The organism is Bradyrhizobium sp. SZCCHNS3052 (assembly GCF_032484495.1).
GTDB lineage: Bacteria > Pseudomonadota > Alphaproteobacteria > Rhizobiales > Xanthobacteraceae > Bradyrhizobium.
Genome location: NZ_JAUETB010000004.1, coordinates 206,189 through 222,060 on the forward strand (window position 1 = coordinate 206,189; position 15,872 = coordinate 222,060).

Consider the following 15,872-nt stretch of genomic DNA (forward strand, 5'->3'; position numbering starts at 1 on the left):
AACGGAGGCCGTCCTGCCGCATGACGGAATTGAAGCTCAGACGACGCTCAGCTTGACGTCGACATTGCCGCGCGTGGCGTTGGAATAGGGGCACACCTCGTGCGCCTTGGCGACCAGCGCTTCGGCGTCGGCCTTGGCGAGTCCGGGCAGCGACACTGCGAGCTCGACGGTGATGCCGAAGCCGCCTTCGGAGCGCGGGCCGATGCCGACCGTCGAGGTCACCGACGTGTCGGCGGGAACCTTGGGGCCGCCCTGCGAGCCGATGAACTTCATCGCGCCGATGAAGCAGGCTGCGTAGCCGGCCGCAAACAACTGCTCCGGATTGTTGCCGGCACCGCCGCCACCGCCGAGCTCCTTCGGGGTGGAAAGCTTGACCTTGAGCGAGCCGTCGAGGGTAGCGGCTTCGCCGTCGCGGCCGCCGGTGGCCTTGGCGCTGGTCTTGTAGAGCACGTTCACGGACATGGGTGTCTCCTGGTTGGATGGACGAATTCAGCGCGGCCATATTGCACACAATTAGATTGTGTACAATATAATTGTCCGGTAGAAAATTCGTGATCGGTGCGCCGGGCCCGTTGTCGATCCGAGGCGTGCGGGCTCAAGATGCCGATAGGATCGACCTGTGGTGACCTCGATGCGAAAGAAGTCCGCGGCAGACCTGCCGCTCCAGCTCGGCAACCAGCTCTGCTTCGCAGTCTATTCGACCGCGCACGCCTTCAACCGCGTCTACAAGCCCCTGCTCGACCGCCTTGGCCTGACCTATCCGCAATATCTGGTCATGCTGGTGCTGTGGGAGCAGGACGGCTTGACGGTGAAGGACATCGGCGCGCGGCTGTTCCTCGACTCTGGCACGCTGACGCCGCTGCTGAAGCGGATGGAGGCTACGCACCTGATCAAGCGGACCCGGTCGGCCGAGGACGAGCGTCAGGTGATCGTCACCCTCACCGCCCAGGGCGCGGGCCTGCGCGACAAGGCAAGGTCGATCGTGCCGCCCGCGATCCTGGATGCGACGGGCTGCTCGATCGCCGAGCTGGCCGACCTGCACGGCAAGCTGGTGCGCCTGCGGGAGCGGCTCGATGCGGTTGTGGAGGGGTGAGGAGTGGTCAGCCTGGACCGAGCAGGCGCTTCCTTGAGAATGCCCGCCCAGAATGCGATTTCAGGTAGGTCTCGAACGCCAACGCGCGATGCTTGTCCGGAAAGGCGCAATACCAGACCAGCATCCAAGGCATAAACTTGGGCGTGTGAACTGAGCGGCCAGCGTTGTGATCCTTCAGGCGCTGTCTGATGTCCGCTGTCGCGCCGACATATTCCTGCTCGGGGAAGGCGAGGCTGCGGATGATGTAGACGTACCACATGCGAAGGCACTCGCCGCGAAGGACTGCGGGCCGGCATTCTGCAATCGGGAAGGGAGTTTGTCATCCCGGCTGCCTGCGTACGAAATCAAGTCGTAAACCGTAGGCAGGCGTGACTCGAGGAAACACCAGCTTGGAGAAGATGACGGGCCTCTCAAAGCCCGGCTTCGCCAAGGGGCTTCGCCGGGCACCACGCTTCGCCCTTCGGGCTCCGTCGTGGCTGCGCCACGCGTAGCCCGAAGGGCGAAGCGTGGTGGAGCCAGGCGGGATCGAACCGCCGACCTCTTGCATGCCATGCAAGCGCTCTCCCAGCTGAGCTATGGCCCCTGAACCGAGCCGGCGGTCTGGGTGACCGCCGGGGAGCACCGTGAACCACAGTTCGCGGCTGATCTCAAGTGTCTTCGACGATTATTCTTCGTCGCCGCCGACATCACCGATGATGTCGGTCACGTCCTCGTCGCCTTCTTCCTCGTCGGCGATGAAGGTCGAGTCGTCATCCTCGTCGTCGTCGAGCGTCTCGTCGATCTCGATGTCGTCCTCCGATTCGGGAACGACGGCCTTGACCTTGCCGGAGTTCTCCTCGGCGTCGGCCTCCTCGAGCGGCACCAGCTCCTCGGCCTCCGCGGGCTCGACCACGTCGGCCGCCGCAGCAGCGCGCGCAGCCTCGCCGCGCATGGCGCGGGTGGGCGCGATCGGCGCAATCGGCACGACCTCGCCGGTGTAGGGCGAAATCACCGGGTTCTTGTTGAGGTCGTAGAACTTTTTGCCCGTCGTCGGGCAAATGCGTTTGGTTCCGAGCTCGGATTTGGCCACGTGCAGGCGTCCTGGCAATGTCTGAAAAGCGGTGTCTCACTTGGCTAGTTGCCGCGCCGCTGTCAATAGCGCTGTCAACGGGAAAATCACCGCTCGTGACGGAGGGCGGGGGCTGTGATACCTGCCGCGTCCGAAACACGAGGATCCCGCCGTGAGCACGTCAATCGCCCCGACTCCCCTGGAATCACGCGCCTCAGGGCCCCTCTCGGGCACGATTCGCGTGCCTGGCGACAAGTCGATCTCGCACCGGGCACTGATCCTGGGGGCGCTGTCGGTCGGCGAGACCCGGATTTCCGGCCTGCTGGAGGGCGAGGACGTCCTCAACACCGCCAAATCGATGCGATCCCTGGGTGCCAAGGTCGAGCGCACCGGCGATTTCGCGTGGACCGTCCGTGGCGTCGGGGTGGGCGGCTTCGCCCAGCCGAGCGCGCCGCTCGATTTCGGCAACTCCGGCACCGGCTGCAGGCTGGTGATGGGCGCCGTGGCCGGTTGCCCGATCACGGCCGTTTTCGACGGTGATGCCTCGCTGCGCAGCCGTCCGATGCGGCGCATCCTCGACCCGCTGGTGCTGATGGGCGCCAAGGTGACCGCCAGCGCCGAGGGCGGCAAGCTTCCGTTAACCCTGCAGGGCGCCGGCAACCCGGTGCCGATCGAGTACCGCACGCCGGTGGCTTCGGCCCAGATCAAGTCGGCGGTGCTGCTCGCGGGCCTCGCCGCGCCCGGTGTGACCACCGTGATCGAGCAGGAGGCCAGCCGCGACCACACCGAGCTGATGCTGAAGCATTTCGGCGCGGAGATCGTGACCACGCCGGAAGGGTCTCATGGCCGCCGCATCGCACTGACCGGCCAGCCGGAGCTGCGTGGTGCGCCAGTGATCGTTCCCGCCGACCCGTCCTCGGCCGCGTTCCCGCTGGTCGCCGCGCTGATCGTCGACGGCTCGGACCTCGTGCTGTCGGACGTGATGACCAACCCGCTGCGCACCGGCCTGTTCACGACCTTGCGCGAGATGGGCGCCTCGATCGAGGAGGACGACGTCCGCGGCGATGCCGGCGAGCCGATGGCCCGCCTGCGCGTGCGCGCCTCGAAGCTGCGCGGCGTCGTGGTGCCGCCCGAGCGGGCGCCGTCGATGATCGACGAATATCTCGTCTTGGCCGTCGCCGCCGCCTATGCCGAGGGCACGACCATCATGCGCGGCCTGCATGAGCTGCGCGTCAAGGAATCCGACCGGCTCGAGGCCACCGCGGCCATGCTGCGTGTCAACGGCGTCAAGGTCGAGATCACCGGCGACGATCTGATCGTCGAGGGCCGCGGTCACGTGCCGGGCGGCGGCATCGTCGCGACCCACATGGACCACCGCATCGCGATGTCCGCCCTGGTGATGGGTCTCGCCTCCGACAAGCCGGTCAGGGTCGACGACACCGCCTTCATCGCCACCAGCTTCCCCGATTTCATCCCGCTGATGTGCAAGGCGGGCGCGGATTTCGCATGATCATCGCCATCGACGGCCCGGCGGCCTCGGGCAAGGGCACCCTGGCCAAGCGTCTCGCGGCGCATTACGGCCTCAGGCACCTGGATACGGGCGTGATCTACCGGGCGGTCGCGCATGCGCTACTGACCGCCGGCATCGACCTCAAGGACGAGGCGCGGGCGGCGGACGTCGCCATGAGCCTGGATCCCTCGAGCTTCGACAATCCGGCGCTGAGGTCGCACCAGGTCGGGTCCGCGGCCTCGGTGGTATCGGCGTTGCCGAAAGTGCGCGAAGCGCTGGTGGCTTTCCAGCGCGAGTTCGCAAGCCGGCCGCCCGGTGCCGTGCTCGACGGCCGCGACATCGGAACCGTGATCTGCCCGGACGCCGAGGTGAAGATCTACGTCGTCGCCGATCCCCGCATCCGGGCGCATCGTCGCACCCTCGAGGCGCTTTCACGTGGGGAACCGGCCGATGAGGCTGCCATTCTGGCCGACATCCTGGCGCGCGACGAGCGTGACCAGAACCGGGCCGTCGCGCCTTTAAAACAAGCCCCGGATGCTTACTTGCTTGACAACTCCCATTTGGATATAGAAGGCGGCGTCCGGGCCGCCATCGATATCGTCGAGGCCGTTCGAGCGGGCCGCCAGCGGGTTTGATTTCCGCCGGCGTCATTGGAGGAATGCCCGCTCCCGCCCTTGACCGTCGATAGCTCGATTGCGGTTCAATCGAGTCCGATCATCCGGACGCACTTCATACGTATCGCATGTGCAGGCACTGCCGGCCCGCGTCGTTTGCGCTTGTAGCGCGGCGTGCGGACGTCTGGGGATTTGTGGACCTCCAGGCACTGTCCATTCGATGCGCCGATCAACCCAAGCTGGCGAGAATGTCCGCATCTGGAGAACAAATGGCTTCGAGTACCTCTGCTTCTTCCTACAATCCCAGCCGCGATGATTTCGCCGCGATGCTGGACGAGTCCTTCACGAAGGGCAACCTGCAGGAAAGCTCTGTCGTCAAGGGCAAGGTTGTTGCGATCGAGAAGGACATGGCCGTCATCGACGTCGGCCTGAAGACCGAAGGCCGCGTGGCGCTGCGCGAATTCGCCGGGCCCGGCCGTGACAGTGAATTGAAAGTCGGCGACGAGGTCGAAGTGTTCCTCGATCGCATCGAGAACGCACTCGGCGAAGCGGTGCTGTCGCGCGACAAGGCGCGCCGCGAAGAGAGCTGGGGCAAGCTCGAGAAGGCGTTCCAGAACAACGAAAAGGTCAACGGCGTCATCTTCAACCAGGTCAAGGGCGGCTTCACCGTCGACCTCGACGGTGCCGTGGCCTTCCTGCCGCGCTCGCAGGTCGACATCCGTCCGATCCGCGACGTCGCGCCGCTGATGAACAACTCGCAGCCGTTCCAGATCCTCAAGATGGACCGCCGCCGCGGCAACATCGTGGTGTCGCGTCGCACCGTGCTGGAAGAGACCCGCGCCGAGCAGCGCCAGGAGCTGGTGCAGAACCTCGAAGAGGGTCAGGTCATCGACGGCGTCGTCAAGAACATCACCGATTACGGTGCGTTCGTCGACCTCGGCGGCATCGACGGCCTGCTGCACGTCACCGACATCGCGTGGCGCCGTGTCAACCATCCGACCGAGGTGCTCAGCATCGGTCAGACGGTCAAGGTCAAGATCATCAAGATCAACCACGAGACGCACCGCATCTCGCTGGGCATGAAGCAGCTCTTGGACGATCCGTGGCAGGGCATCGAGGCCAAGTACCCGCTGCAGGCCCGCTTCCACGGCCGCGTCACCAACATCACCGACTACGGCGCGTTCGTCGAGCTCGAGCCGGGCATCGAAGGCCTGATCCACGTCTCCGAGATGTCGTGGACCAAGAAGAACATGCACCCCGGCAAGATCGTGTCGACCTCGCAGGAGGTCGAAGTGCAGGTGCTCGAGGTCGACAGCGTCAAGCGCCGCATCTCGCTCGGCCTCAAGCAGACCATGCGCAATCCGTGGGAGGTCTTCGTCGAGAAGCATCCGACGGGTTCGGTGGTCGAGGGCGAGGTCAAGAACAAGACCGAGTTCGGCCTGTTCCTGGGTCTCGAAGGCGACGTCGACGGCATGGTCCATCTGTCGGATCTCGACTGGAAGCTGCCGGGCGAGCAGGTCATCGACAACTACAAGAAGGGCGACATGGTCAAGGCCGTGGTGCTCGACGTCGACGTGGAGAAGGAGCGCATCTCGCTCGGCATCAAGCAGCTCGAAGGCGACCCCTTCGCCGAGCCGGGCGATGTCAAGAAGGGTGCGGTCGTGACCTGCGAAGTGCTCGACGTCAAGGACGGCGGCATCGACGTCAAGATCACCGGCACCGACTTCACCACCTTCATCAAGCGCTCCGAGCTGGCGCGCGATCGCAACGACCAGCGCACCGAGCGGTTCGCCGTCGGTGAGAAGGTCGATGCCCGCGTGATCCAGTTCGACAAGAAGGCCCGCAAGGTGCAGGTGTCGATCAAGGCGCTGGAAGTCGCGGAAGAGAAGGAGGCCATCGCGCAGTACGGCTCGTCCGATTCGGGCGCCACGTTGGGCGACATCCTGGGCACCGCGCTCAAGAACCGCGACTCGAAGTAAGTCTTCGCGTCCTGCGATCAGATCAAAGCCCCGGCGCAAGCCGGGGCTTTTTTGTTCCAGCGAAGCAGAGATAAGCGCTCTGTTCCGGGCGGATCGGGCATCCGGCCGCTTCGCCGCAAGCCTTCCTTTCTTCAAATTGCGCCGCGATTGATGTAATCGGATAACGAGATATTCAGGCTGCGGATGCAAAACGCGCCGAGACTTCCAGGAGCTCTCCATGTCGCTTGATTCGGATGTGATCGTCGATCGCCGCAGGCTGCGCCGCAAGCTGACGTTCTGGCGCGTCGTCGCAGTGCTGATCGCAATTGGGGCTCTGTCCGCCATCGGTCTCGCCATGTCGCCGCGCGGCCGCACCGTGCTCTCGACCTCCGGCTCGATCGCCCGCGTCAATATCGAGGGCCTGATCCGCAGCGACCATGAGCGCGTCGAGGCGCTGGAGCGGCTCGAAAACTCCTCGGCCGAAGCCGTCATCGTTCACATCAATTCGCCGGGCGGCACCACCGCCGGCTCCGAGCAGCTCTACGATTCGCTGGTCCGGCTGAAGGCGAAGAAGCCGCTGGTCGTCGTCGTGGAAGGCCTCGCGGCGTCCGGCGGCTACATCGGCGCGATCGCTGCCGACCACATCGTCGCGCAGCAGAGCTCGCTGGTCGGCTCGATCGGCGTGCTGTTTCAATATCCGAATGTCGGCGAGCTGTTGAAGACGGTCGGCGTGAAGATCGAGGAAGTCAAATCCTCGCCGCTGAAGGCCGCCCCCAACGGCTACGAGCCGACCACCCCGGAAGCGCGTGCGGCGCTCGACGCCCTGGTCAAGGATTCCTATGCCTGGTTCCGCGGACTGGTGAAGGACCGCCGCGCCATGAACGATGAGCAGTTGGAGAAGGTGGCCGATGGCCGCGTCTTCACCGGCAGGCAGGCAATCGACCTGAAGCTGATCGACGAGCTCGGCGACGAGAAGACCGCGGTCGCTTGGCTCGTCGCCAACAAGAACGTCAAGAAGGACCTTCCGGTGCGCGACTACAAGCTCACGCCGCGGTTCGGCGATCTCACCTTCCTGCGAACGGCCACCTCGATCGCGCTCGACGCCGTCGGCCTCTCCGGAATCGCCCGCCAGATCGAACGCACCGGCGTGGTCCAGGCGGTGGACCGGATCGGTCTCGACGGCATGCTCGCGCTCTGGACGCCCGCGTCGGGCAATTGAACCCGCAAAGACCATTCTCAGGGCAATCTTCCCGCTTCGCGTGTGCCGTGACGAGACCCCGTACCGGGCCTCGCCCCCCGATTCACGGCCGCGATGAATGATTTAGCGTCTTGACAGTCCAGCATATTTTCACGGAAATGGGACTTGTCTCCCCGGGTACATTTTCTCGATGATCAAATCCGAGCTTGTTCAGCGTATCGCCGAGCACAACCCGCATCTCTACCAGCGGGATGTCGAGAACATCGTCAATGCGATCCTCGATGAGATCGTCGCGGCGCTCGCCCGCGGTGACCGCGTCGAGTTGCGCGGCTTCGGCGCCTTCTCGGTCAAGCATCGGCCGGCCCGCGCCGGGCGCAACCCACGGACCGGAGCTCATGTCCCGGTGGACCAGAAAAGCGTCCCGTTCTTCAAAACGGGCAAGGAAATGCGCGAGCGGCTGAACCGGGACAATCCCGCCGGCGCCGCGGCTGACGACGCCGACGATTGAAGCATCTCGCGCCGGCCGTGCTAATCGTCTGCGGCTGATTTCGAGGCGAATCCGGCCTGACTGACACGAGCGAGCGCATGCGAAAATTCTTCACTGTCGTGGTCGTCCTTCCGCTGCTGGTGCTGTTCGTCATCTTCGCGGTCGCCAATCGGCATTTCGTTACCGTATCGTTTGATCCCTTCAACGCGACTGATCCGGCGCTCTCGGCGTCGGTCCCGCTGTTCGCCTTGATCATCGCCGTCGCGATCCTGGGCGTGATCGCGGGTGGCTGCGCCACTTGGATCGGCCAGCGCCGCTGGCGGCGGGCCGCGCGCCGCCATCAGGCCGATGCCGAAGCGGCCCGCGCGCAGGTGGCGCAGTTGAGCGCCGCGGCGCGTGCAAAACAGGGCTCTGCGCAATCTCTGGTTCCGGCTGCGCCGGCGCGGCTTTTCGCCCCTTATGGGCGAGACAAGCAGGGCGCCGCGTTGTAGAAGGCGCGAAAGCTCGGCGGCCCTGGAAGCCGCCGGCTTCTGGTGATCCTTTCCGCCCGGACGTGCGTTGTTCATTGATGTCCCTGCTCGTCAAAATCTGCGGCCTGACCACGCCCGACACCCTCGCTGCGGCGCTCGACGCGGGCGCCGACATGGTGGGCTTCGTGTTCTTTCCGCCGTCCCCACGCCATGTCGGCCTGACGGCCGCGCGTGAGCTGGGTCGTGACGTCAGGGGGCGCGCGCTCAAGGTGGCGCTGACCGTCGATGCCGACGACGCGATGATCGAAAACATCGTCGAGACGCTGCGGCCTGATCTCCTGCAGTTGCATGGCCGCGAAAGCATCGCGCGCGTCCGCGACCTCAAGCAGCGCTTCGGCCTACCCATCATGAAGGCCATTCCGGTCGCGACCGACGCCGATCTCGCGCCGTTGGCGGGCTATGCCGACGTGTGCGACCGCATCCTGTTCGATGCGCGGGCGCCCAAGGAGGCGACCCGTCCCGGCGGCCTCGGTGCCACCTTCGATTGGCGTCTGCTACAGGGCGTGAAGCTCGATCGCCCGTTCATGGTCTCCGGCGGTCTGAGCGCCGACAACGTCGCGGAGGCCGTGCGGATCACCCGCGCGGGCGGCGTCGACGTGTCATCTGGCGTCGAACGGGCGCCGGGTGTGAAGGATTGCGACATGATCCGGGATTTCATTCGCGCGGCGCGGGCCGCTGAAGAGTTGAGCGTTCAATGACGACAGCCATTCCCAATTCCTACCGCAGCGGTCCGGACGACCGCGGTCATTTCGGCATCTTCGGCGGCCGCTTCGTCGCCGAAACCCTGATGCCGCTGATCCTCGATCTGGAAAAGGCCTATGCGGAGGCCAAGGCCGATCCGGCGTTCCATGCCGAGATGAACGGCTACCTGAAGAACTATGTCGGCCGGCCCTCGCCGCTGTACTACGCGGAGCGCCTGACCGAGCATCTCGGCGGCGCCAAGATCTACTTCAAGCGCGAGGAGCTCAACCACACCGGCTCGCACAAGGTCAACAACGTGCTTGGCCAGATCATGGTCGCGCGGCGCATGGGCAAGAAGCGCATCATCGCCGAGACCGGTGCCGGCCAGCACGGCGTTGCGACCGCCACGCTGTGCGCGCGTTTCGGGCTCGATTGCGTCGTCTACATGGGCGCGGTCGACGTCGAGCGGCAGCAGCCGAACGTGATCCGCATGGAGATGCTCGGCGCCAAGGTGGTGCCCGTGCAGTCCGGCGCCAAGACCCTGAAGGATGCGATGAACGAGGCGTTGCGTGACTGGGTCACCAACGTCCACAACACGTTCTACTGCATCGGCACGGTCGCCGGTCCGCACCCCTATCCGATGATGGTGCGCGACTTCCAGTCGGTGATCGGCAACGAGACCCGCACGCAGATGCAAGAGGCTGAGGGCCGGCTCCCGGACTCGCTGATCGCGTGCATCGGCGGCGGCTCCAATGCGATGGGCCTGTTCCATCCGTTCCTCGATGATCCCTCGGTCGAGATCTATGGCGTGGAAGCGGCGGGCCATGGCCTGACGCATCTGCACGCCGCCTCGATCGCCGGCGGCCGCCCCGGCGTGCTGCACGGCAACCGCACCTATCTGCTCATGGACGAGGACGGGCAGATCGAAGAGGCGCATTCGATCTCGGCCGGTCTCGATTATCCCGGCATCGGGCCGGAGCATTCCTGGCTGCACGAGGTCGGTCGCGTGAACTATTTGTCGGCGACCGATGAGGAGGCGCTGGCGGCGTTCCAGCTGCTGTCGCGGCTCGAGGGCATCATTCCGGCGCTGGAGCCCGCGCACGCGATCGCCAAGGTGATGGAGCTCGCGCCGAAGAAGTCGAAGGACCATCTGATGGTGGTCAACATGTCCGGCCGCGGCGACAAGGACGTGCCGCAGGTGGGCGACATCTTGCGAGGAAGGGCGAAGGCATCGTGACCAGCCGGATGGATGCGCGCTTCGCGCAATTGAAGCAAGAAGGCCGCTCGGCGTTCGTCACCTTCGTGATGTCAGGCGACCCTGATCCTGAAACCTCGCTCGCGATCGTCAAGTCGCTGCCGCAGGCTGGCGCTGACATCATCGAGATCGGCATGCCGTTCACCGATCCGATGGCCGATGGCCCGTCGATCCAGGCGGCGGGTCTGCGCGCGCTCAAGGCCGGCATGACCTTGAGGAAGACGCTGCAGCTCGTGCGCAGCTTCCGCGAGGGCGACGCGGCGACGCCGATCGTGCTGATGGGCTACTACAACCCGATCTACATCTACGGCGTCGACAAGTTCCTCGATGATGCGAAGAGCGCCGGCGTCGATGGCCTGATCATCGTCGACCTGCCACCGGAGGAAGACAGCGAGCTGTGCATTCCCGCGCTGAAGGCGGGGCTGAATTTCATCCGGCTGGCGACGCCGACGACCGATGACAAGCGGCTGCCGGCAGTGCTCGCGAACACCTCCGGCTTCGTCTACTACGTCTCGATCACCGGCATCACCGGCGCGGCGGCGGCGGATTCGTCCGCCGTCGGTGCCGCCGTGGCCCGGATCAAGCGACATACGGCGCTGCCTGTCTGCGTCGGCTTCGGCATCCGGACACCGGAGACCGCCCGCGCCATCGCCGCCCATGCCGACGGTGCCGTGGTCGGCACCGCCCTGGTCGACGCGCTCCGCGCCAGCCTCGATGCCGAGGGACGCGCGACGGCCAAGACCGTGAGCGCCGTTTCCGACCTGGCCGCTGCGCTGGCAAGGGGCGTGCACGGGGCGCAACAGGTCGCGGAATAGGCCGTCAACCACTATTCGACCGGACGTCGCGGCCGTCTTGCCGTGACCCCGCCGTCCCGCCATATATCCGGGCGACCGCAACACGGAGCGACACATGAACTGGCTTACCAATGTGGTCCGGCCGAAGATCCGCAACATCCTGCGCCGTGAGACGCCGGAGAACCTTTGGATCAAGTGTCCGGATTCCGGACAGCTCGTATTCTACAAGGACGTCGAGGCCAACCAGTTCGTCATTCCCGGCTCCAACTACCACATGCGCATGGGCGCCGTGGCGCGGCTGAAGTCGATGTTCGACAACGAGACCTGGTTCGACGTCGCGCTGCCCGAGGTCACGCCCGACCCGCTGAAATTCCGTGACGAGCGTCGCTATGCCGACCGCATCAAGGATGCGCGGGCGCGGACCGGCATGAACGATGCGGTGAAGGTCGGCTTCGGCAAGCTGGAAGGCATGGGCGTCGTGATCGCCGTGCAGGATTTCGATTTCATGGGCGGTTCGCTCGGCATGGCCGCGGGTGAAGCCATCGTGCGCGGGCTCGAACTCGCGGTCGAGAAGAAGTCGCCGTTCATCGTATTCGCGGCCTCCGGTGGCGCACGCATGCAGGAAGGCATCCTGTCCCTGATGCAGATGCCGCGCACGACCGTGGCCGTGCAGATGCTGCGCGAGGCCAAGCTGCCCTACATCGTCGTGCAGACCAATCCGACCACCGGCGGCGTCACCGCGTCCTACGCGATGCTCGGCGACGTCCACATTGCCGAGCCCGGCGCGCTGATCGGGTTCGCCGGCGCCAGGGTGATCGAGCAGACCATTCGCGAGAAGCTGCCCGAAGGTTTCCAGCGCGCTGAATACCTGCTCGACCACGGCATGGTCGACATGGTCGTGCATCGTCATGACCTGCGTCCGACGCTGGCGCGGCTGTGCCGATTGCTGACCAAGGCGCCGGCCGTTGAACACGCCAAGCCCGCGCCGCAACTGCCGCCGCCGGCCAAGCCCGCGGAAACCGCGGAAGCGCCGGCGGTCGCAACGAGCGCGTGAACGATTCTGCCGCCCAGCCAAGACCGTCGCTCGACGAGCTGATCACGCGGCTTTCTGTGTTGCATTCGAGCCGGATCTCGCTCGGGCTGGAGCGCATGCACCGGCTGCTGGCGCAGCTCGGTCATCCCGAGCGCAAGCTGCCGCCGGTCATCCATGTCGCGGGCACCAACGGCAAGGGCTCCACGGTCGCATATTTGCGCGCGATGCTCGAGGCCGCGGGGCTGCGCGTCCACGTCTTCACCTCGCCCTGGCTGGTGCGCATCAACGAGAGCTATCGGCTCGGCCGGGTCGGCGGTGGTGTCCTGGTCGAGGACGATGAGCTGATCTCCGCGCTCTTGGAGTGCGAGCGGGTCAACGCCGGCGCGCCGATCACCTTCTTCGAGGTCAAGACCGTCGCGGCCTTCGTGCTGTTCGCAAGGCATCCAGCCGATGTGGTGCTGCTCGAAGTCGGTCTCGGTGGCCGGCTCGATTCCACCAATGTTGTCGAGCAGGTCGCGGCCTCCGTGCTGACGCCGATCAGCATGGACCACATGGAGTTCCTCGGCGACACCCGCGCGCTGATCGCGGCCGAGAAGGCGGCCATCATCAAGCGCGGCTGCCCGGTGATCTCGGCGGCGCAGGAGCCCGATGCCATGGCCGTGATCGAGCGCGAGGCCAGGCGCCAGCGCGCGCCGCTGTATGCGGCCGGTGAGAGCTGGCACGTCAATGTCGAGCGCAACCGGCTGGTCTATCAGGACGATCGCGGTCTCCTCGATCTTCCGGCGCCCAAACTGTTCGGCCGGCATCAGTTCGACAATGCGGGCCTGGCGATCGCGACCTTGCGGGCGGTCGATCATTTCAAGCTCACCACCAAGGCGTTCGAGGACGGCATCGTCGGCGCCGAGTGGCCGGCGCGCATGCAGCGGCTGTCGAACGGCGCGCTCACCGCGATCGCGCCGCAAGGCGCGGAGATCTGGCTCGACGGCGGCCACAATGCCGAAGGCGGCCGCGTCGTCGCGGCCGCGATCGGCGACCTCGAGGAGCGCGTGTCGCGGCAGCTCGTCGTCATCGTCGGCATGATGGGCAACAAGGATGCCGCTGCTTTCCTGGCCAACTTCGCCGGCCTGACGCGCCACATCATCGTCGTGCCGATTCCGAACGAGAGCAAGGCGATGGCACCGGCTGATCTGGCCGCCGCCGCGCGCACGCTCGGCATGCGCGTCGAGATCGCCGATGGCGTCGCGTCGGCGCTCGCCGGCATCGCGCGGCTTGCCTATGAGGTCCCGCCGCGTATCCTGATCACGGGGTCGCTCTATCTCGCGGGCCACGTGCTCGACCTCAACGGCACGCCGCCGACCTGAGGGGAATAGCGCATGCGCTTTGCCGCGATCGCAGACGTCCACGGCAACCACCTCGCGCTCGAAGCCGTGCTGGCCGACATCCGCGCGCAAGGCGTCGATGACATCGTCAATCTCGGCGATATGGCGAGCGGCCCGCTCGATGCGCGCAAGACGATGGACTTGCTGATGCCGCTCGATGCCGTCCATGTGCGCGGCAATCACGACCGCTGGCTGATCGATCGGCCGCCGGAGAGGATGGGCGCCTGGGAGCGGCCGGCTTATGCGCAGCTCGTAGCCAAGCATCTCGACTGGCTCGGCACGATCCCGCCGACGGCCATCTATCGCGACGAGGTCTTCCTTTGTCACGCCACGCCTGAGGACGATAACGTCTACTGGCTCGAGAGCGTCGCGCCGGATGGCGCGGTCACATGCGCTCCGCTCGATGCAATCGAGACAACGGCCGAGGGCATCCCGCAGTCACTGATCCTCTGTGGCCATACCCACACCGCGCGCGCCGTGCGGCTTCGCGACGGGCGGCTGATCGTCAATCCCGGTAGCGTGGGCAGCCCCGGCTATTCCTACAACGTACCGCATCCGCATGTGATGGAAGCCGGCACGCCCGACGCCCGCTATGCGATCCTTGAACTTAAGCCCGCAGGCTGGAGCGTGACGTTCCGCCACGTGCCCTATGATCATCAGGCGATGGCCGCGCTGGCCCGCGCCAATGGTGATGTCGAATTCGCCTCGGTTCTCGCGACCGGCTGGATCCGCTGACCTCACGCGAGCAGCTTCAAGGGATCGGCGACCTTCTGCTTGAGCTGCTCGAAGGTGCATTGCTTCGGCGATTTGTCAGGGCGCCAGCGCAGGATCGAGGTGCCGTGGCGAAAGCGCTCGCCGGAGAAATGGTCGTAGCAGACCTCGATCACCAGCTTCGGCTTCAGCGGACACCATTCCGCCGAGCGCTCGGTCGACCAGCGGCTCGGCCCGCCCGGCGCATTGCCGGTGAAGCCGGGTGGCGAGATGAGCGGCTCGAGCCTGTCGGTCAGTGAGGGCTTCTCGTCCTTCTTGAGCGCGGAGGTGAAGCCGACGTGATGCAGCAGACCGTCATCGTCGTAGAGCCCGAGCAGCAGCGAGCCGACCAGCCTGCGTCCGTTCGCGCCCCTGTTGGTGGCGTAGCGGAAGCCGCCGATGACGCAATCGGCTGAGCGATAGCGCTTGATCTTCTGCATGCCGTCGCGGTTGCCGGCCTGGTAGGGCAGGTCGGTCCGCTTGGCGATCACCCCGTCCGAGCCGCCGCCGGAATGCGCCAGCCAGTCTTGCGCGGTCGCGAAGCGCGTCGTCGCCGGCGACAGCCGGAACGTCGGATGATCCGTGAAGTTCGCTTTCGCGAATGCTTCCAGCGCCGGCCGCCGCTCGTGCAGCGTGTGCGTCACTAGCTCCTTCTTGCCACTCGCCAGCAGATCGAAGGCCAGGAACAGCGCCGGCGTCTCCACCGATAGCCTCTTCACCCGGCTGGCGGCGGGATGAATCCGCTGCAGCAATGCATCGAACGAGAACGACTTCGCCTGCGGCACCACCAGCTCGCCGTCGAGGATGAAGCTCGTCGCCTCGAGCTCGCGCGCCGCGGCGACGACCTCGGGGAAGTAGCGCGCGAGGTCCTCGCCGGCCTTCGACTGCATCGTCACCGTTGCGCCGTCGCGCGTCAGCAGGCAACGGAAGCCGTCCCATTTCGGCTCGTATTGCCAGTCCTCGCCGCGCGGGATTGCACCCACCGAGCGCGCCTCCATGGCCAGCAGGCCGGATTTGCGGGAGGGCGAGCGATGGGCGCGGGCGGGCATGGCGACATCCGAAAACGCTGGATCACACCCCTCAACGCAAACGGCCGGCGATTCCGCCGGCCGTTCGACAAAAATCATTGTTCCGCAGGCATCACACCGCCGACGAGATCCACTGCTGCAGCTTCGCCTTCGGCGCGGCGCCGACCTGGCGCGAGGCCATCTCGCCGCCCTTGAACACCATCAGGGTGGGGATCGACATCACGCCGTACTTCGAGGCCGTCTTCGGGCTCTCGTCGACGTTCAGCTTGACGATCTTGACCTTGTCGCCCATCGCGCTCGAGATCTCGTCGAGGGCAGGGGCGATCATGCGGCACGGGCCGCACCACTCGGCCCAGAAGTCGACCACGACCGGGCCGTCGGCCTTGAGCACTTCGCTTTCGAAATCGGCGTCGGAAACCTTGCCAACGGCCATGGAAATTACCTCGTTCGGTTGGAGGGAGCGGCACGGACGGGCCGCCTCAGCGTGGACGTCAAAGTAGGAATGGCGTGATCC

The 15,872-nt window shown here is 65.8% G+C and carries 18 protein-coding genes and 1 tRNA gene; 13 read left to right on the forward strand and 6 right to left on the reverse strand.

The features are described 5' to 3' along the window. Positions 1-36: 36 nt before the first annotated feature. The gene (locus tag QX073_RS15915; protein ID WP_316226009.1) at positions 37-462 is read right to left on the reverse strand and encodes an organic hydroperoxide resistance protein; all 426 of its coding nucleotides are present in this window, start codon (positions 460-462) and stop codon (positions 37-39) included. A gap of 169 nt (positions 463-631) precedes the next feature. Here QX073_RS15915 and QX073_RS15920 point away from each other — a divergent pair, with 169 nt between their 5' ends. Then, a complete protein-coding gene (locus QX073_RS15920) occupies positions 632-1,093 on the forward strand; it encodes a MarR family transcriptional regulator (RefSeq protein WP_315750467.1) in 462 nt (153 codons plus the stop codon). A 7-nt stretch (positions 1,094-1,100) separates the two neighbouring features. Here QX073_RS15920 and QX073_RS15925 read toward each other — a convergent pair whose 3' ends face one another. The 3 genes from QX073_RS15925 to QX073_RS15935 form a co-directional block, all read right to left on the reverse strand. Continuing rightward, positions 1,101-1,352 carry a GIY-YIG nuclease family protein gene (locus QX073_RS15925; protein WP_316226010.1) on the reverse strand — a complete coding sequence of 84 codons (252 nt, stop codon included), beginning with the start codon at positions 1,350-1,352 and terminating at the stop codon, positions 1,101-1,103. Positions 1,353-1,600: 248 nt separating this feature from the next. Then, a tRNA-Ala gene (locus tag QX073_RS15930) sits at positions 1,601-1,676 on the reverse strand. 81 nt (positions 1,677-1,757) lie between these two features. Continuing rightward, positions 1,758-2,162, reverse strand: coding sequence for a TIGR02300 family protein (locus QX073_RS15935; protein ID WP_315716883.1), 405 nt, complete (start codon positions 2,160-2,162; stop codon positions 1,758-1,760). 151 nt (positions 2,163-2,313) lie between these two features. Here QX073_RS15935 and aroA point away from each other — a divergent pair, with 151 nt between their 5' ends. From aroA to QX073_RS15995, 12 genes are all read left to right on the forward strand, one after another. Continuing rightward, on the forward strand, positions 2,314-3,651 hold the full coding sequence (aroA, locus tag QX073_RS15940; RefSeq protein WP_316173509.1) for a 3-phosphoshikimate 1-carboxyvinyltransferase: 1,338 nt from the start codon (positions 2,314-2,316) through the stop codon (positions 3,649-3,651). Then, the gene (cmk, locus tag QX073_RS15945) at positions 3,648-4,286 is read left to right on the forward strand and encodes a (d)CMP kinase (RefSeq protein WP_316226011.1); all 639 of its coding nucleotides are present in this window, start codon (positions 3,648-3,650) and stop codon (positions 4,284-4,286) included. Before aroA ends, cmk begins: the two co-directional genes overlap by 4 nt. Positions 4,287-4,534: 248 nt before the next feature. Next, a complete protein-coding gene (gene rpsA / locus QX073_RS15950) occupies positions 4,535-6,244 on the forward strand; it encodes a 30S ribosomal protein S1 (RefSeq protein WP_315716886.1) in 1,710 nt (569 codons plus the stop codon). A 217-nt stretch (positions 6,245-6,461) separates the two neighbouring features. Beyond that, positions 6,462-7,442 (forward strand): signal peptide peptidase SppA, encoded by a 981-nt coding sequence (sppA, locus tag QX073_RS15955; RefSeq protein WP_316226012.1) that lies wholly within the window; start codon positions 6,462-6,464, stop codon positions 7,440-7,442. Between the two features lie 169 nt (positions 7,443-7,611). Further along, positions 7,612-7,929: an integration host factor subunit beta gene (locus QX073_RS15960; RefSeq protein WP_315716888.1), complete on the forward strand. Its 318-nt coding sequence runs from the start codon at positions 7,612-7,614 to the stop codon at positions 7,927-7,929. Positions 7,930-8,006: 77 nt separating this feature from the next. Continuing rightward, complete coding sequence (locus QX073_RS15965) at positions 8,007-8,399, forward strand: lipopolysaccharide assembly protein LapA domain-containing protein (protein WP_315750462.1); 393 nt, start codon at positions 8,007-8,009, stop codon at positions 8,397-8,399. A 77-nt stretch (positions 8,400-8,476) separates the two neighbouring features. After that, positions 8,477-9,136, forward strand: coding sequence for a phosphoribosylanthranilate isomerase (locus QX073_RS15970; RefSeq protein WP_315716890.1), 660 nt, complete (start codon positions 8,477-8,479; stop codon positions 9,134-9,136). Continuing rightward, positions 9,133-10,356, forward strand: a complete 1,224-nt coding sequence (gene trpB, locus QX073_RS15975; RefSeq protein WP_315716891.1) for a tryptophan synthase subunit beta — start codon at positions 9,133-9,135, stop codon at positions 10,354-10,356. Before QX073_RS15970 ends, trpB begins: the two co-directional genes overlap by 4 nt. After that, on the forward strand, positions 10,353-11,189 hold the full coding sequence (trpA, locus tag QX073_RS15980) for a tryptophan synthase subunit alpha (RefSeq protein WP_316226013.1): 837 nt from the start codon (positions 10,353-10,355) through the stop codon (positions 11,187-11,189). Before trpB ends, trpA begins: the two co-directional genes overlap by 4 nt. A 94-nt stretch (positions 11,190-11,283) precedes the next feature. Next, positions 11,284-12,222 (forward strand): acetyl-CoA carboxylase, carboxyltransferase subunit beta, encoded by a 939-nt coding sequence (gene accD, locus QX073_RS15985; protein ID WP_315716893.1) that lies wholly within the window; start codon positions 11,284-11,286, stop codon positions 12,220-12,222. Further along, complete coding sequence (locus QX073_RS15990) at positions 12,219-13,562, forward strand: folylpolyglutamate synthase/dihydrofolate synthase family protein (protein WP_316226014.1); 1,344 nt, start codon at positions 12,219-12,221, stop codon at positions 13,560-13,562. The genes accD and QX073_RS15990 overlap by 4 nt, the downstream gene beginning before the upstream one ends. Positions 13,563-13,574: 12 nt before the next feature. Then, on the forward strand, positions 13,575-14,315 hold the full coding sequence (locus QX073_RS15995; protein WP_316194653.1) for a metallophosphoesterase family protein: 741 nt from the start codon (positions 13,575-13,577) through the stop codon (positions 14,313-14,315). Between the two features lie 2 nt (positions 14,316-14,317). Here QX073_RS15995 and QX073_RS16000 read toward each other — a convergent pair whose 3' ends face one another. Continuing rightward, positions 14,318-15,328 (reverse strand): ATP-dependent DNA ligase, encoded by a 1,011-nt coding sequence (locus QX073_RS16000; protein ID WP_316226115.1) that lies wholly within the window; start codon positions 15,326-15,328, stop codon positions 14,318-14,320. Positions 15,329-15,470: 142 nt separating this feature from the next. Further along, positions 15,471-15,791, reverse strand: a complete 321-nt coding sequence (gene trxA, locus QX073_RS16005) for a thioredoxin (protein ID WP_015663255.1) — start codon at positions 15,789-15,791, stop codon at positions 15,471-15,473. Positions 15,792-15,872: the final 81 nt, after the last annotated feature.

Bases quoted from the DNA above. Each gene is read 5' to 3' on its own strand.
- QX073_RS15915 (WP_316226009.1), bottom strand. From the start codon at position 462: ATGTCCGTGAACGTGCTCTACAAGACCAGCGCCAAGGCCACCGGCGGC.
- QX073_RS15920 (WP_315750467.1), top strand. From the start codon at position 632: ATGCGAAAGAAGTCCGCGGCAGACCTGCCGCTCCAGCTCGGCAACCAG.
- QX073_RS15925 (WP_316226010.1), bottom strand. From the start codon at position 1,352: ATGTGGTACGTCTACATCATCCGCAGCCTCGCCTTCCCCGAGCAGGAA.
- cmk (WP_316226011.1), top strand. From the start codon at position 3,648: ATGATCATCGCCATCGACGGCCCGGCGGCCTCGGGCAAGGGCACCCTG.
- rpsA (WP_315716886.1), top strand. From the start codon at position 4,535: ATGGCTTCGAGTACCTCTGCTTCTTCCTACAATCCCAGCCGCGATGAT.
- sppA (WP_316226012.1), top strand. From the start codon at position 6,462: ATGTCGCTTGATTCGGATGTGATCGTCGATCGCCGCAGGCTGCGCCGC.
- QX073_RS15960 (WP_315716888.1), top strand. From the start codon at position 7,612: ATGATCAAATCCGAGCTTGTTCAGCGTATCGCCGAGCACAACCCGCAT.
- QX073_RS15965 (WP_315750462.1), top strand. From the start codon at position 8,007: ATGCGAAAATTCTTCACTGTCGTGGTCGTCCTTCCGCTGCTGGTGCTG.
- QX073_RS15970 (WP_315716890.1), top strand. From the start codon at position 8,477: ATGTCCCTGCTCGTCAAAATCTGCGGCCTGACCACGCCCGACACCCTC.
- trpB (WP_315716891.1), top strand. From the start codon at position 9,133: ATGACGACAGCCATTCCCAATTCCTACCGCAGCGGTCCGGACGACCGC.
- accD (WP_315716893.1), top strand. From the start codon at position 11,284: ATGAACTGGCTTACCAATGTGGTCCGGCCGAAGATCCGCAACATCCTG.
- QX073_RS15995 (WP_316194653.1), top strand. From the start codon at position 13,575: ATGCGCTTTGCCGCGATCGCAGACGTCCACGGCAACCACCTCGCGCTC.
- QX073_RS16000 (WP_316226115.1), bottom strand. From the start codon at position 15,328: ATGGAGGCGCGCTCGGTGGGTGCAATCCCGCGCGGCGAGGACTGGCAA.
- trxA (WP_015663255.1), bottom strand. From the start codon at position 15,791: ATGGCCGTTGGCAAGGTTTCCGACGCCGATTTCGAAAGCGAAGTGCTC.